The organism is Alsobacter sp. R-9 (assembly GCF_054612375.1).
Genome location: NZ_JBTSWJ010000031.1, coordinates 1 through 13967 on the forward strand (window position 1 = coordinate 1; position 13967 = coordinate 13967).

14 protein-coding genes are annotated in these 13967 nt (G+C 64.6%); 5 read left to right on the forward strand and 9 right to left on the reverse strand.

The genetic code is table 11. The features are described 5' to 3' along the window. Positions 1-168 precede the first annotated feature (168 nt). The 7 genes from ACX9GQ_RS24760 to ACX9GQ_RS24790 all read right to left on the reverse strand — a co-directional run bounded on the left by ACX9GQ_RS24760 (position 169) and on the right by ACX9GQ_RS24790 (position 3996). Entirely contained in the window at positions 169-465 is a 297-nt protein-coding gene (locus tag ACX9GQ_RS24760; protein ID WP_006473490.1) for a hypothetical protein, read from the reverse strand. A 36-nt stretch (positions 466-501) separates the two neighbouring features. After that, positions 502-1125, reverse strand: coding sequence for a ParA family partition ATPase (gene parA / locus ACX9GQ_RS24765; RefSeq protein ID WP_021316632.1), 624 nt, complete (start codon positions 1123-1125; stop codon positions 502-504). A 67-nt stretch (positions 1126-1192) separates the two neighbouring features. After that, on the reverse strand, positions 1193-1498 hold the full coding sequence (locus ACX9GQ_RS24770; RefSeq protein WP_006473480.1) for a type II toxin-antitoxin system RelE/ParE family toxin: 306 nt from the start codon (positions 1496-1498) through the stop codon (positions 1193-1195). Further along, positions 1495-1764 carry a CopG family ribbon-helix-helix protein gene (locus tag ACX9GQ_RS24775; RefSeq protein WP_006473479.1) on the reverse strand — a complete coding sequence of 90 codons (270 nt, stop codon included), beginning with the start codon at positions 1762-1764 and terminating at the stop codon, positions 1495-1497. Before ACX9GQ_RS24775 ends, ACX9GQ_RS24770 begins: the two co-directional genes overlap by 4 nt. Before the next feature lie 277 nt (positions 1765-2041). Further along, positions 2042-2920, reverse strand: a complete 879-nt coding sequence (locus ACX9GQ_RS24780; RefSeq protein ID WP_020817827.1) for a helix-turn-helix domain-containing protein — start codon at positions 2918-2920, stop codon at positions 2042-2044. Positions 2921-3114: 194 nt separating this feature from the next. Continuing rightward, positions 3115-3330, reverse strand: coding sequence for a ribbon-helix-helix protein, CopG family (locus ACX9GQ_RS24785; protein WP_020817828.1), 216 nt, complete (start codon positions 3328-3330; stop codon positions 3115-3117). A gap of 99 nt (positions 3331-3429) precedes the next feature. Further along, on the reverse strand, positions 3430-3996 hold the full coding sequence (locus ACX9GQ_RS24790; protein ID WP_006473455.1) for a recombinase family protein: 567 nt from the start codon (positions 3994-3996) through the stop codon (positions 3430-3432). Between the two features lie 141 nt (positions 3997-4137). Between ACX9GQ_RS24790 and ACX9GQ_RS24795 the strand changes: the two genes are divergently transcribed. From ACX9GQ_RS24795 to ACX9GQ_RS24805, 3 genes are all read left to right on the forward strand, one after another. Next, the gene (locus ACX9GQ_RS24795; protein WP_020820347.1) at positions 4138-4749 is read left to right on the forward strand and encodes a uridine kinase family protein; all 612 of its coding nucleotides are present in this window, start codon (positions 4138-4140) and stop codon (positions 4747-4749) included. A 319-nt stretch (positions 4750-5068) separates the two neighbouring features. Further along, positions 5069-6580 (forward strand): MFS transporter, encoded by a 1512-nt coding sequence (locus ACX9GQ_RS24800; protein WP_003830786.1) that lies wholly within the window; start codon positions 5069-5071, stop codon positions 6578-6580. Between the two features lie 10 nt (positions 6581-6590). After that, complete coding sequence (locus ACX9GQ_RS24805) at positions 6591-7157, forward strand: TetR/AcrR family transcriptional regulator (RefSeq protein WP_136600489.1); 567 nt, start codon at positions 6591-6593, stop codon at positions 7155-7157. A 19-nt stretch (positions 7158-7176) separates the two neighbouring features. Here ACX9GQ_RS24805 and ACX9GQ_RS24810 read toward each other — a convergent pair whose 3' ends face one another. Beyond that, entirely contained in the window at positions 7177-7935 is a 759-nt protein-coding gene (locus ACX9GQ_RS24810; RefSeq protein ID WP_006473465.1) for a DUF6118 family protein, read from the reverse strand. Between the two features lie 11 nt (positions 7936-7946). Then, positions 7947-11549, reverse strand: a complete 3603-nt coding sequence (gene traA / locus ACX9GQ_RS24815; protein ID WP_024269998.1) for a Ti-type conjugative transfer relaxase TraA — start codon at positions 11547-11549, stop codon at positions 7947-7949. 271 nt (positions 11550-11820) lie between these two features. Between traA and ACX9GQ_RS24820 the strand changes: the two genes are divergently transcribed. Next, positions 11821-12126, forward strand: coding sequence for a hypothetical protein (locus ACX9GQ_RS24820; protein WP_020821017.1), 306 nt, complete (start codon positions 11821-11823; stop codon positions 12124-12126). Beyond that, positions 12123-13787 carry a type IV secretory system conjugative DNA transfer family protein gene (locus ACX9GQ_RS24825; RefSeq protein WP_023512661.1) on the forward strand — a complete coding sequence of 555 codons (1665 nt, stop codon included), beginning with the start codon at positions 12123-12125 and terminating at the stop codon, positions 13785-13787. Before ACX9GQ_RS24820 ends, ACX9GQ_RS24825 begins: the two co-directional genes overlap by 4 nt. Positions 13788-13967: the final 180 nt, after the last annotated feature.

Below are 13967 nucleotides of genomic sequence, written 5' to 3' on the forward strand. Positions count from 1 at the left end.
GCGGCTTGCGCCGCGATCCACCCGCCGACCTGGTGCAAGCTCTATTCAGGGAAACGCCACGGCCGCGACGATAGCCCCCCGGCCGGCCCGCTCTCATCATCTAGGGCCGTAGGGACGGCCGGGGGCGGGCCACGCGCGCAAGCATTAGCGTATTTAGCTATTTACGTATCAACGTGCATAAGGCTCGATCGGCGGCAATCCGTGCTGTGCCAGAACCGCCGAAAGCCCGGCCTCGGCCATCGCCTGAATTGTCGTTCCCTCTGCATCCGCGAGCTGGCGAAGGCGCTGCCAGTCCGATCGCCGGACCTTGACCGTAAGCGCGACAGTCTCGCCCCCTCCCCTCTTTCGCCTCGGCGTCGGGATTTCCACGGCCGGGCGATCGTCCTCGATCGCTGCAAGGCTGGTGGCCTCCGCGCCGGCCTTCGGGCGGGTGAAGGCCGCGAGGCCGGTTGCTTTCTTTGCCATAGGTTTCGCTCCTTCAATACGCGCTTACGTATTTAGCTATTTACGTTCTAACGTGCCTTTAATCCACGCCCACAAAGCCCGGATTTCCTCCGCTGCTTTCCCTTCGGCCTCGAACTCCGTCACGGCGCTGCCAGTCGTGACGGCGCGGGCGAACGCGCGCCGGTCGGTAATCTCGCCGGGAACGATCGGCAGTCCGTAGGCTTCCAGCGCCGCGCGCGTCTCCCCGATCTCGGGCGCACGGAACGGGCAGGCAGACAGGACGAACGCGCCGCGCACTTTCGCGGCCGCCACGATCTCGACGGCGGCCGGGACCGCAGCGAGGTCAAACGCGGACGGTCTGACCGGAATCAAGACCAGCTCCGACCTTCGGGCGATCTGGCCGGCCGCCGGGGCGGCATGGGGCGGGGCGTCCACTACGGCCAAGGTCATGCCCTCGCCCTCGGCCGCCCTAAGCGCGGCGTCCAGCTCCCCGGCCTGCGCCGTGGCGACGATCGGCGTTCCGGCTTCCCGCGCGCTCGCCCATGCGGTCGCGCTCTCCTGTGGGTCCGCGTCGATGACGCAAACCCGTTCGCCGGTCGCCTCGGCCGCCACGGCGGTATGAACCGAAAGCGTGGTTTTTCCGCTCCCGCCCTTCTGGCTCAAAAACGCAATGACGTTCATGCGTCAATCCTTCTTTGCGTGAATACGTATTGAAGCATATAGCTAAGGACGTTACTACGTCTTTAAGCTAGTGCGGCCATTCCTCGGCCGGCCAGTCGCGCGACGTGTGGATGACGCGCACGATCACGACGCTTTCCCGGCCCCCCACGTCCCGCAGCTCATAGGCGATGATGTAGGGATGACGGGCGAGGGACTTTTCATAGGTTCCGCTCACCCGCCCCGGCCGGCCGGTCGCAAATTCGCCGAGCTTGTTCCCGGCGTCCTCGATCGCATCCACGACCCGTTCGGCGGCGAATGGGTTGTCCTCTGCGATATAGCGCAGGATTTCGAGGTTATCCCGCTGCGCCTCAATCGACCAGACAACCGGCCTCATCCGCGCGCGGCTTTCCGGCGCTTCGCTTCCTCGATAACCTCACGCATTTCCGCGACGGCCTGCGCATGGGGGATCACTCGGCCGGCCGCTGCATCAGCCATGCCGCGCTTGATACCGTCGATGATTTCAAGCTCGCGATCGACATAGGCGGCGACGGCCTCGCCGGCGAGGAAGGATTTGCTTCGCTGCGTGTCGTTCGCGATCCGGTCGAGCTTTTCTTTCACATCGGGCCTAACCCGAATCGTCATGGTGGTGCTGGCGGTCATGGAATCGCCTCCGTGTGTTGAATTGTGTACACTCTAGCACGTTTTCCCGGCCGCCGCCATCGCCTTCTATCAAGGTAATACGTTTACACGTCAATACGTATTAACGTAAATAATTAAGCGCCGACCTTGCCCTTCACTCCCTCTCGAAAGCCATAGGACGCTGGTCGCAGGCGCGAGCGGTGCGGATTAGGTAGTGGGGGTGCCGTTTCCCGGCCCGCCTATACGCGGGCCGGAACCGCCGCAGGGCTGCGTAAGCAGCCCGAACAGCGGCGACCGCTTATGTTTTGCCTCTTAGATAAAGATCAGATGGGGATTCAGTCTGGTTATCGGACTCACGTTTCATGAAGTTTTTCGCCATGCGCACAAGGGCCTGTCCTAGCGGGCTATCGCCGGCGTCGATCTGCGTTCGCTCATCGAGGGGCAGGGTGGTCTTGTAGGCGTCGATTGCCTCGCTCCAAGCCCGCTGATCCTGTCCATGATCGGCGGGCGGGGGTGGAGCCTTGCCGAACCGTCCAAGGAACTGCCGGGCCTTCTCCGGCAGGGACAGGCGATAGGCGTTGCTGGCCTGCTGCACCTGTGGGCCGCGCCCTTCGTTCCCGGTCGGCTCATAGCGCCGCAGCCAGTCAATGAAGCCATGCGCCCGCAGATTCTTCAGCGCCCGCACGATCGTATCGCGCGACCGGCCTAGCCGATCCATGATCGTGGTGATTGACGGCTCAAGCCGGCCGGTGCGGAAGTCGATGAGATTGACGAACAGCCGCAGCACGTCCAGCGCCACCGATCCTAGCGGCCCGCTGCGCTCGCCCTTCTCGTGCAAGCCGGCCTCGTTGTAGATTTCGGCCGCCTTCAAGATCGCCTGCACGTCCTTGCGCGTCGTCGGCCGCCATATGCGGCCCTCCGATCGTCCCCGGATATGGCTATGCCGGCGAACTGGTGTCGGGCAGCGTGGGGCAGGGGGCGGAAAGATCAACCCTAGCGCGGTCTGTCCCGATCCCCGCAGGGCGGCCCGGCGCTCATGGGCGAGCGTCGTAAGCTCGCCGGCCTCGTCGTCGGTGAGCTGGCCCGCGCCGTATCGAGTCCAAACCTCCCGCATGATTTCATCAAGCGCGTTCCCGCGCGCGCAGCCGATCGCGGCCGCGTAGTGCGTCCTCAACATATGCCCTCGTCCTTCCTTTTGAAGGACATGACAGCGCGGACGGCAGGCACAGCTTTCCCCGTTTCCGCAAGAATCAATCTTGCGAATTGGAGTGCTCTAGCGTAGATAAGGGGAGACTTTGATGGCCCCGGCTCTACGGTGTGTCTGACGGCCTATAAAACGCTCGACCGCGCCAACGGTCGGGCGTTTTGCCGTTATGTCCCTTGCTTCGCTTCGATATAGAACCTCAACGCTTCCTCGATGATCGGCGCGCGCCCTCGCAAGCCCGCGTCGTCCTTCAGGCGGTCAATCGCCGCGACCAGCTCGCCGGGCAGATCGGCCTGCACAAGAATCCGGCCCTCCGCGCGCCAACGGGCGCGCAGGTTTCGGACACTTTCCAGCTTAACTTGTTCTCGGGTGCGACTCGCCATGTCTACATGAAGAGACGAAATCGCCCGATTCTGCAACCCTTTGCGTAAGGGGGCGAGAAAGGCACTACTTCTAGGGCCGGGCGACTAAACGTAGTTGCGTCAATGCGTATCCACGTCAATGCGTTCTATGGCCCGGTAGAGGGTAGAGCGATGCACACCCAAGAGCCGGGCAACCTCGGCCGGCTTCTTGTCCTCGCTGATGAGCTGGCGGGCGTGTGCGATCTGCTCGGCCGACAGGGCAGGGGGGCGGCCGAACCGAACGCCCTTCGCCTTCGCCGCCGCGCGGCCGGCGCTCGTGCGCTCATGGATCAAGCTGCGCTCGAACTCGGCAACGCCGGCGAAGAAAGTCAGCACCATGCGCCCGGCCGGCGTCGTCGTGTCGGCCCACGGCTCGGCCAGCGAACGCAAGCCGGCCTCGGCGTGGCCGATCCGCTCAGCAATGTCGAGAAGATCGCGCGTCGATCGGGCGAGGCGATCAAGCCGCGTCACCGTCACCACGTTCCCGGGCTGCAAATGGTCCAGCATCTTCGCCAGCTCGCGGCGGCCGCGCTGCGCGCCGGATGCCTTTTCCTCGAACACGCGCTTGCAGCCGGCCGCTTTCAGCGCCGCGCGCTGCTGGTCGAGAGTCTGGCCGTCGGTCGAGACGCGGGCATATCCGATAAGCAAGGGCAGGGGCTTCCTCGTGGGCGACATGCCCGGAATCTACCTCGTGCAAACCGTCGCGGAAATCCCTATTATGCGACAAGAAAGCTGTCGCGGGTTTTGGAATTTTTGCGACAACGCAGCATCATCGAAATTGGTTGAACAATGAAGTCGCCTGAACTCCACATACTTGAGAGAATAGAAGCCCTCCGCGCCGAACTCGCACGTCCTGTTGTCGTGGCGCTTGACGGGGGAAGCGGCTCCGGTAAGTCAACGATTGCGGCAAGGTTGGCGAAGCTGACCGACATAGCCTTGGTTACGCTCGATGATTTCTATCAAACGCAGGTTCCCGAATCCGAGTGGCCTCACAAAACCGTGGCGGAGCGGTTGAATCGCGTTTTTGAATGGGACCGCGTTCGCGAGGCAATAGAGCCTCTACGCAAGGGGGAACCTGCACAGTGGCGAGCTTTCGACTTCATGCAGGGACTAGGCCCGGATGGCACTTACAGCCTCAAGAACGAATTTACCGAAGTCGCGCCAGCGCCCACGATTCTGCTCGAAGGAGCTTATTCCGCATCTCCGTTCCTTCGGGATTTGATCGACCTCGCCGTGATCGTGGATGTGCCGACCAAAGTGCGGCATGAACGGACTGCTGCGCGCGAACAGGGCGCGGAGGGCTTTTTAGCCGCGTGGCACGCTGTTTGGGACGATGTTGAAAGCTACTATTTCGAGCGCGTCTGCCCGCCAAGGTCTTTTGATCTGGTGATCCAGAATTAAATTCCTTCGCGCCCCTTATGTCGCGCAAATCCTGAAACCTGCACCACGTCCGCAGCGGCGCGGAATCCGGGCCGCGACGTGTCGCGAAAGTCAGTCGCACAAGTTTGACTTTCGCACCTGATTTTTGCGACAGATTTTTCCCTGCAAAATCAGCGCCGGCGATTTTGTCGCAAAAATCAGGAATTTCGCGACAAATTGATCGCGCCCCGGAATGCGAAGCCCCGCTGTCGGCCATTGTCTGAAGTTCCTCACGGGCAGGCGCTTGATACTTTACTAACTTGTCTGTAAAGTTTGGCTACTCTCACTGAATGGTGCTATCATGCCTGCCGCCCACTCGAACCGCTGGGTTCTTCTGGTGACCGTCGCCGCCGGTCTCCTGCTTATCGTTCTGGACAATTCGGTCCTCTACACGGCCCTGCCTACCCTGACGCGCGAGCTTGGCGCGACGGCAACGCAAGGGTTGTGGATCATCAACGCATACCCCCTCGTCATGGCCGGCCTGCTGCTCGGCACCGGGACGCTGGGTGACAGGATCGGTCACCGGCGCATGTTCCTCATCGGCCTCGTGCTGTTCGGTGTCGCGTCGATTGTGGCGGCCTATTCGCCTACAGCGGAAATCCTGATCGGGGCGCGGGCCTTTCTGGCGGTCGGCGCGGCGGCGATGATGCCCGCGACACTCGCCCTCATCCGCGTCACCTTCGAGGATGACCGGGAACGCAACATCGCCATTGCGATCTGGGGGTCGTTGTCGGTCGTCGGCGCTGCGCTCGGACCGATCATCGGCGGTTTTCTGCTCGGCCATTTCTGGTGGGGGTCGGTGTTCCTCATCAATGTGCCGGTAGTGGTCGCTGCCTTCATTTCGGCGCTGATCGTTGCGCCGAAGGTGGCCGGCGATGCGACCAAGCCTTGGGACGTGGTGTCGTCGTTTCAGGCATTGGTGGCGCTGTCGGCTTTTGTGATCGCGATCAAGGAATCTGCCCATGCCGGGCAGTCGTGGGCCGTCCCCGCTATTTCGCTGCTGGTTGCCATCCTCGCCGGAGCGCTGTTCGTCCGCCGGCAACTGCGCCTGCCGTTCCCGCTGCTCGACTTCTCGATCTTCCGCAATGCCGCGTTCACATCGGGCGTTCTAGCGGCCGCGTTCTCCCTGTTCGCCATCGGCGGTGTTGAGCTTGCTACGACGCAACGCTTCCAGCTCGTTGCGGGCTTCACGCCGCTGGAAGCCGGGATGCTGGTTTCGGCGGCGGCGCTCGGATCATTGCCGACTGCGCTGCTCGGTGGTGCATTCCTGCATCGTATTGGCCTACGTATCCTTATAGCTGGCGGGCTTGCGGCGGGATCGCTGGCGGTCCTGCTTGCGACATGGGGCATCACTCATGGCCTTGGCTGGCTGATCGCCGGTCTGGCGCTGACCGGTGCCGGCGTAGGTGCAACAATGTCGGTGGCATCAACGGCTATTGTGGGCAATGTGCCTGTGCATCGCGCCGGCATGGCGTCGTCGGTCGAGGAAGTGTCCTACGAGTTTGGCAGTCTGTTCGCTGTCACAATTCTCGGAAGTCTTTTGGCCTACCTCTATACGGTCAACGTCGTGTTCCCCGCCGGAACCTCGGAAGCGGCCCGCGACAGCATGGCGTCGGCGCTGGTCTTTGCCAACGAGGCGGGGGCCGATGGTGTTGTCGTGCGTCAAGCGGCAGGAATCGCATTCGACCACGCCTATACGGTCGTCATGTACGTGGCGGCGGGTGTTCTGGCCGTGGGTGCCCTGATCACCGGCATCCTGTTGCGGCGCTACGGTCCCGGCTCGCAATCGTCAGCCTATCCCACACAACACTAAGGAAGCCGACATGGCGAGAGCCAGCAAGCGCCTCGAAGTGCTTGAAGCCATTGTGAGCATCATCGAGCGTGACGGCCTCACCGCCGTCACCCTCGACGCCGTAGCGCTCGAAACCGGCATGACACGCGCCGGCCTTCTGTATCATTTCCCGTCGCGCGAAGCCCTGATCCTCGCCACCCATGAGCATCTGACTCGCTCATGGGAACAGGAGCTGGAAGCGAGCGCCGGCAACACCTCGGACAGGGCGACAGACGCCGAACGACACGCCGCCTACATCAACACCTGCGCAAGAGCTGCCCGGCGGGTCGAACTGCTGCTCATGCTGGAAAGCTTCGACAATCGGCAGCTTGGCGATCTGTGGCAACAGGTCATCGACCGCTGGGCACCTCCTGCGCCGATTGGAAACGACGCTGCCGAGTTGGACAGGTTCATTTCGCGCCTTGCCGCCGATGGGCTGTGGATTCACGAGGCGCTGTCGTCGCGCCCGCTCCCCGAGCAACTGCGCAAGCGTATCGCGGCGCGCCTCGTCGCGATGGCCGCCGGACCTGTTGAGGCGGAAGAAAACCTCCCGAAATAACTGGTGTCCCCCCACAACCCTACTGCGCCGGTGCTGCCGGCGCTTTCACGGTGATGGTGCATTGCTGATCTGAACCGGCCGTGCGCGCGGCCTCGGCGCATTGCCCGATCGCCTCGGCATTGTCGCGCACGAGCTGCGAGGAATCGGCCACGCCGCGCCAGCTTCGGGGATCGGCCACCCGCATCATGGTGACGCCGGCGTTCCATCGGTCCTGACCTATGACGGTCGCCGCAACATGGGTGTCGGCCGAGAAGGGCAGGAAACGCGGCAACAGCAAAATCAGGAATATGCCGACGAACAGCCCGACAAGGCCGGCCATCCATATGCGGAAATCCTGACTTTTCCGGTCGTAGGCGCTTTTCGTATGAGCGGCGAGGTTCCGGCCGGCGCGCTCGAGGTCGGACGCCTGCCGCTCGAGCTGCTGCGCGGCGGTGCGTATCAGGGCCTCGCCGCTGCGCTCGAGGAGCGCCGCATAGTGTGTCGCACCCTGCCGGAGAATAGGCGATTGCTCTACGCCGTGCAGCCGCTCCGCAACATTGTCGAGCGCCTGCACGAGCTGGGCGAGCTGGGGCTTGTAGTCCTGCGCCGGCTCGATCTTTTCGAGCTGGTCGAAAGCCGCTTCCAGCCCGCGCCGCATCACGGTCATTTCCGCGCCGATCTGCGCGCCCTGCGTCTCGATCGTGCGCCGGAGCGCGTCGAACGCGGCGGCCGGGTCGCCGGCGTCCTCGTCCAGTGCTTCCGGCTCGATTCCTTCCCTGTCGTCGTCCAGCTCCGCCATATTCTCCGTGCCTACCTTCCCAAACCGATGCCCCGGCTAAGTTGCCGGCTGCGTGACATTTCCTCTTGCAGCTCGTGGGCGATGCTCTGCCCCCGGCGCTGCTGCTGCCCGATTCCGAGTTCCTGACGGCGATTGCGCAGGATGGAATCTACCTGCGGGTCACGCTCAAGGCTCTTGGTCATGCCGTTCATCTGGCTTTCGACCTTGGCGCGGGCATCGTCGTGCTGCCAGCCGCGAAGCTCCCGGCGCTGGCCCTGTAGCTCCTGCCAGCGTTCAACGAACCGCTCGGCCCTGATATTCGGGTCTTGCAGCGCCGCGTTTTCGCGCTTCATCCCGTCGATAACCTGCGCGACACGCTCCCGGCCGGAAAGCTCGGTCATGGCGCGCACCGTCGCCGGGTCGTTTTGCAACGTCGAGCGCAGCAAATCTTTCATGCCGCCCTGCACCTGGTCGAGCTGCCGGCCGGCATCGCCTATTTCCTGCCGCTGCATGTCGAGGACCGGCAAGCCCTCGCGCCGGTGCTGGTCGATCGACTGATAGGCCCGCGAATAGCGGTCAACGGCGGCCTCAAGCGGCGACTGCCCCCGCGCCCGCTCGGCCAGCCGGTCGGGCGCAGGCGCCTGCCGCAAGCTCCCTTCCCTTTCCGGCCGCTCTGTGCGCTCCTGTGAGGGGGCAGGACGCGCATTGAGCTTGAGGCCGGCGAACATACCGCGCCGCTGCTTCTCGGCCTGCTGCGGCCGTTTCTGGTCGATCTGCGGGCCGTCCGCGCCGGCGCGGTCTGGCTCGCGGCTCTCGGGCGCGGCGCGGCGGCCGAGTTTCAGGCCCTCGAACGGCCGTTGGCGCTGCTGTCGATCGCCGGCGAGATCCTCGCGCGGATCTGCACGAAGATCCTGCGCGAGATCCGCGCGAACTTTTTGCGAGGATCTCCGATCAAGGGCATGATCCCCGGCCGTCGACTCCCGTTCCGCACGTAGCCCGGTGCGCTCGGCCGGAATCTCGATCTCGCTGCGGACGCCCATTTGCTCCGCGATCCCGCGCCGCTCGGCAAAGTCGCGGGTATAGTCGAGCGTCGTTTCCTTCACGCCCGACCGCGACAGGCGGCGCTCTAGCTGGCTATAGGCCAGCTCGCCGGCGTCCTGAACCTTCCATGTGTTGCGGTGCGTCTGCGTCCCATCCGGCAAGGTGACGGGGGTGGAACCCTCATGCTGTAGGCCGATCTTCTCCCCGATCTCGGGCGCGGCCTCCTTCATGGCGCGCTCAAGATCGACGCCCCATAGGGTGCGCTGCTCGCCCTTGTCGTTTTCCAGCGTCACGAAATAGCTGTCGGACTTCTGCGGGTCATGCTCATAGGGCGCGGCCCCATGCTCGACCAGCCGGCCGGCATTGGTGAACTCGTCCTGTGCCGCGTAGAGCTGCACCCCGTCACGATGCCGGGTCATGGCGACATAGGTTAGATGCCGGTCCATCGTCCCCGACGCCATCACATAGGCGCGGTCCACCGTCGCCCCCTGATTTTTGTGAATCGTCGTCGCATAGCCGTGGTCGATCGCCTGATAATCGCCCATCGGCACGGAAACACTATCGCCGCCCCGGCCGTCGAGCGTGGCAATGATGCGGCCCGGCTCGACATGATCGACCGTGCCTAGCATCCCGTTTTTCACGCCAAGGTCGCGGTTGTTCTCCAAGAACACGATGCGGTCGCCGGGCGCGAACTCCCGCTTGCCGTCATTGGTCTGGAAGGTCAGCGCGCCGGCGTCCTCGCCCTGCGCCAGCTCGCCCCGGTCCTGTAGCTCGGCCCGGATCGCGTCGTTGATGGCGCGAACATCGGCCCGGCGATGCGCCATCGCTACGCGGGTGCCGTCCGGGCGCTCGTCGCGATCGGCAAGGTAGTCGCGCACGATCTGGCCCCGCGCGTCCTCGCCGGTTTCGGCAAAGCTGATATTGCCGCGATCCCGATAGGCCGCCAGCCCCTCGGCCGTCCGGTGCGTGGCGAAGTCAACCGACGCCTCCCGCTGCCAGTCCACGCGCTGCCGGCGAATCTCGGACAGCTCGGCATGGCCGATTTCCTCCGTGATCGCCCTAAACGGTGCGCCCGCCCCGATCGCCTGCAACTGCTCATGGTCGCCTACAAGGACGATCTTCGCCCCGCGCGCCTCGGCCTCGCCAACGAAGCGGGCGAGCTGGCGGCTCCCGACCATGCCCGCCTCGTCGATCACGAACACGTCGCCGCGGCCGAGTGTGCCGCGGTCGTTCTCCCAACCGCGGGACCATGACGCGAGGGTGCGGCTCTGGATGCCGGAAGATTCCTCCAAGCCCTCGGCCGCCTTGCCCGACAGCGCCGCGCCGTGGACCTGATAGCCCTCGGCCTCCCACGCCTCGCGCGCGGCCGCGAGCATGGTGGACTTGCCAGCGCCGGCATAACCGACAACGGCCGCGATCCTCTCCGGCCCGGTGATATGCTCGATCGCCCGGCGCTGCTCGTCCGACAGCCGGGCGGAAGCATCGCCGGCGCTGCGCTGAATGGCGGCGTCCTGCCGATCTATCGCCCGCTCGACATGCCGGCGATCGACGCCATGACCATGCGCGCCGTGCATCCGCTGCGCGCTCTCGATCATGCCGGATTCGATCTCGACCATTTCCCGCGTCGAATACCGCGCAAGCTCGATCTCGCCCGTTGCCGGGTCCGCGCGCTCGGGCTGCAACTCGACCAGCGCCGGCGAGGCCATCACCTTCGCAAAGGCGCTCTGGAACTCCTGCGGGTCGTCGTTGATGTAGCGATGCAGCGCCCGCGCAACGTCGTGCCGGTCGAACACGCTCTTTTCGCCGGTGATGAGGGTTAGAACCTGCTCGGGCTTCTCTCGGATCAGCTCGGCATTGCGCCGGGCCGCTTCCTCGTCCAGCCGCGACCGCGACACGTCGAGGCCGCGCCGCTCCATCTGCGTGGCATGGACGCCCATATGCTCGGTCGGCGCGATCTCTAGCCCGCGCTCCATGTGCGAACGATGGTCAATGCGAATATCTAGCCCGGCCATCGCAAGGCGCTCGTTGGCGATCCCCTCCCACCTCTGGCGAAGGTCGCGGAGCTGCATATCGGTCGTCGGCAGGTCGTGCGCCAACAGCCATTTGTTTTCGCGCTCAAGATAGGTCTTGTCGCCTAACCCGCCCTCCGTCACCTGCCGCGTGGTCATAAGCAAATGGGCATGGTGATTGCGAACGTCGCTCGCCTCGTGCGGCGCATGAATGGCGAAGTCCACGGCCGCGCCGTAGCGGTCGGCCAGCTCCTGCGCCATCTCCCGCGCCGCCTCTAGCCGCTGCTCGGCCGAAAGCTCATGCGGCAAGGCAATCTCGAACTCCCGCGCAACGCGAGCGTCCTTCCGCTTCTCGGCAAATTCGGCGGCGTTCCACAAGTCCGACCGATCCCGCGCCCAATCGGCGTTCACGCCTTCCGGCAAGACGATCTCGGCATGTTCAACACCCTGCTTGGCCGTGTAGTCGTGCGTGATCCCGTCGCGCTCGTTGGTCAGCTTCTCCCCGGCACGATAAGCCATTGAGGCGACGGCGCTACGGCCACCCGCCCGCGAAACTGGCTTCATGCTGAAATGGTAGATTGCCAACCCGTTGCCTCGATCCCGTTTCCGCCTTTCCCGCCAGCCTCCAAGCTGGCGGCGCGCTGAGTTACGCAGTAACTCGTAAGTGCGCCCTTCTCAACTCAATCGCTACGCTCTTTCGCTGATCGGTGTGGCGCTCGCGGCAAGGTCGATGCAATGAACTGAGGCCGGAATTGTGCTGCAAAACCGCTGAAAACTCAAGCGCAACAGGCAAACGCTGGAAAAGACGGTCGGGAATGATAGTCTAGGCGAACAACCGGAAAAGGAGATTTGAGGAATGGCGCGCAAAACGATCGAACAACGCTTGGCCGAACTGGATGCGCAGCGCGCCACGCTCAAGGCCCGTCTGTCGAAGCAGGAACGCGCCAACGACACGCGCCGCAAGGTGCTGCTCGGCGCGCTCGTCCTGCATCGCCTCGAACACGGCAAGGATGAAGAATTTTCCCGGCGCTTGGGCGAATGGCTCAAGCGTGAGCTGCCCGACTTCCTGACGCGCCCCGGTGACAAGGAACTGTTTGCCGACCTGATCGACAACGCGCCGGCCGGGGAGACGACAGGCAGCGCCGGGGGGACGGCCGCATGAGTCAGGCGAGACTTGCATGGGGTGCGTTCAAGAACATGGTGCGGCAGGCCGCGCGTGATCCGCTATGGGCGTTCGTCGCTCTGCTCGCCGCACCTTTCCGCATCTGGAAACCGCTTCTCGGGCTTCTGTTCCTCCTTGTTATCGTCCTGTTCGTCGTCGGCTTCGGCGGCCGCTTCGCTCTCGAACAAATCGGCTTTCGCGTCGGCTCGGTTCCGGTTCTCCTGCTCGATCTCGTCACGCTGCTGGTGCTGCTGGCGCTCGCCTTCCGCTTCCTCACCAATCCGCTGATTATCCATTTCGGGGATATGGACGGCGAAACCCACGGCTCGGCCCGCTTCGCCACCGACAAGGAAACCGCCGCCCTCGCCCGCGCCGATTCCGGCCTGCTGATCGGCCGCGACGGCAAGACCGGAAAGCTCCTGCGCTATGACGGCCCGGCCCATCTGCTGACGATGGCACCGACGCGCACCGGCAAAGGGGTGGGAACCATCATCCCCAACCTGCTCACCGCCGACCGCTCCGTGATCTGCATCGACCCCAAGGGCGAAAATGCCAAGATCGCCGGCCGCGCCCGCCAGCAATTCGGCCCGGTCCATGTCCTCGACCCCTTCGGCGTCACCGGCCAGCCCTCGGCCGCCTTCAATCCCCTCGACCAGCTCGACCCGGCCGGCCTCGATGTCGCGGAAGATGCAAGCACCTTGGCCGACGCCCTCGTGTTCGATGAACCGGGCATGGCCGGCGAAGCGCATTGGAACGAGGAAGCCAAGGCGCTCATTGCCGGCCTGATCCTCCATATTGCCGCCAGCGCGCCGCGCGACAGGCGGAACCTCGCCACCCTGCGCGAATATCTCACCCTCGCCCCTGAAGCCTTCGCGGCGCTCCTGAAGGACATGCAGGCATCAACGGCCGCCTCCGGCCTGATCGCCCGCGCTGCAAACCGCCACCTCGGCAAATCCGACCGCGAGGCGGCCGGCGTCCTCTCGGCCGCGCAGCGCCATACCCATTTCCTCGACAGCCCGCGCATGGTCGCCGTCCTCGACCGATCCGATTTCGGCTTTGCCGATCTCAAGCGCCGCAACGTCTCGGTGTTCCTCGTCCTGCCGCCCGATCGGCTCGCCACCTATTCCCGCTGGCTGCGCCTGCTCGTCGCGCAAAGCCTCACCGACATGGCCCGCGATCCCGCCAAGCCGGCCGTGCCGGTCCTCTATCTGCTCGATGAGTTCGCCGCCCTCGGCCATCTGGCCCCCGTCGAGCGCGCAATGGGCCTCATGGCCGGCTACGGCGTCCAGCTCTGGCCGATCCTGCAAGACGTTCACCAGCTCCGCGCCACCTACGGGCAACGCGCCGGCACCTTCCTGTCAAATGCCGGCGTCCTACAGGTGTTCGGCGTCAACGATCACGACAGCGCCCGGCTTGTCTCCGATCTGCTCGGGCAGGAAACCGTTGTGTTCCAGACCATGAGCCGGGCGCTCGATTCCGATAAATCCGGCATCTCCTACGGCGAGCAACACACGGCCCGCCCGCTGCTGACCCCCGATGAGGTCCGCAACCTGCCGCAGCATGTCGAATTGCTGTTCCTCGCCGGGCAACGGCCGATCGTCGCCGGCAAGCTCGCCTATTATGCCGATGCAGAGTTCCGGGGGCTGTATGACGCTGCCTGACGTGACAAGAAGCGGACCCGGCGCATAGCGCCGGGACTTTGTTACGAACGGCCCTCCGGCTCTCTACGGCGCTATTGGGGAGCGCGTTCGCCTCCGGGCCGGCGCGGCTTGCGCCGCGATCCACCCGCCGACCTGGTGCAAGCTCTATTCAGGGAAACGCCACGGCCGCGACGATAGCCC

Bases quoted from the DNA above. Each gene is read 5' to 3' on its own strand.
- ACX9GQ_RS24760 (WP_006473490.1), bottom strand. From the start codon at position 465: ATGGCAAAGAAAGCAACCGGCCTCGCGGCCTTCACCCGCCCGAAGGCC.
- ACX9GQ_RS24775 (WP_006473479.1), bottom strand. From the start codon at position 1,764: ATGACCGCCAGCACCACCATGACGATTCGGGTTAGGCCCGATGTGAAA.
- ACX9GQ_RS24810 (WP_006473465.1), bottom strand. From the start codon at position 7,935: ATGGCGGAGCTGGACGACGACAGGGAAGGAATCGAGCCGGAAGCACTG.
- ACX9GQ_RS24805 (WP_136600489.1), top strand. From the start codon at position 6,591: ATGGCGAGAGCCAGCAAGCGCCTCGAAGTGCTTGAAGCCATTGTGAGC.
- ACX9GQ_RS24795 (WP_020820347.1), top strand. From the start codon at position 4,138: ATGAAGTCGCCTGAACTCCACATACTTGAGAGAATAGAAGCCCTCCGC.
- parA (WP_021316632.1), bottom strand. From the start codon at position 1,125: ATGAACGTCATTGCGTTTTTGAGCCAGAAGGGCGGGAGCGGAAAAACC.
- ACX9GQ_RS24800 (WP_003830786.1), top strand. From the start codon at position 5,069: ATGCCTGCCGCCCACTCGAACCGCTGGGTTCTTCTGGTGACCGTCGCC.
- ACX9GQ_RS24825 (WP_023512661.1), top strand. From the start codon at position 12,123: ATGAGTCAGGCGAGACTTGCATGGGGTGCGTTCAAGAACATGGTGCGG.
- ACX9GQ_RS24780 (WP_020817827.1), bottom strand. From the start codon at position 2,920: ATGTTGAGGACGCACTACGCGGCCGCGATCGGCTGCGCGCGCGGGAAC.
- ACX9GQ_RS24785 (WP_020817828.1), bottom strand. From the start codon at position 3,330: ATGGCGAGTCGCACCCGAGAACAAGTTAAGCTGGAAAGTGTCCGAAAC.
- ACX9GQ_RS24820 (WP_020821017.1), top strand. From the start codon at position 11,821: ATGGCGCGCAAAACGATCGAACAACGCTTGGCCGAACTGGATGCGCAG.
- ACX9GQ_RS24770 (WP_006473480.1), bottom strand. From the start codon at position 1,498: ATGAGGCCGGTTGTCTGGTCGATTGAGGCGCAGCGGGATAACCTCGAA.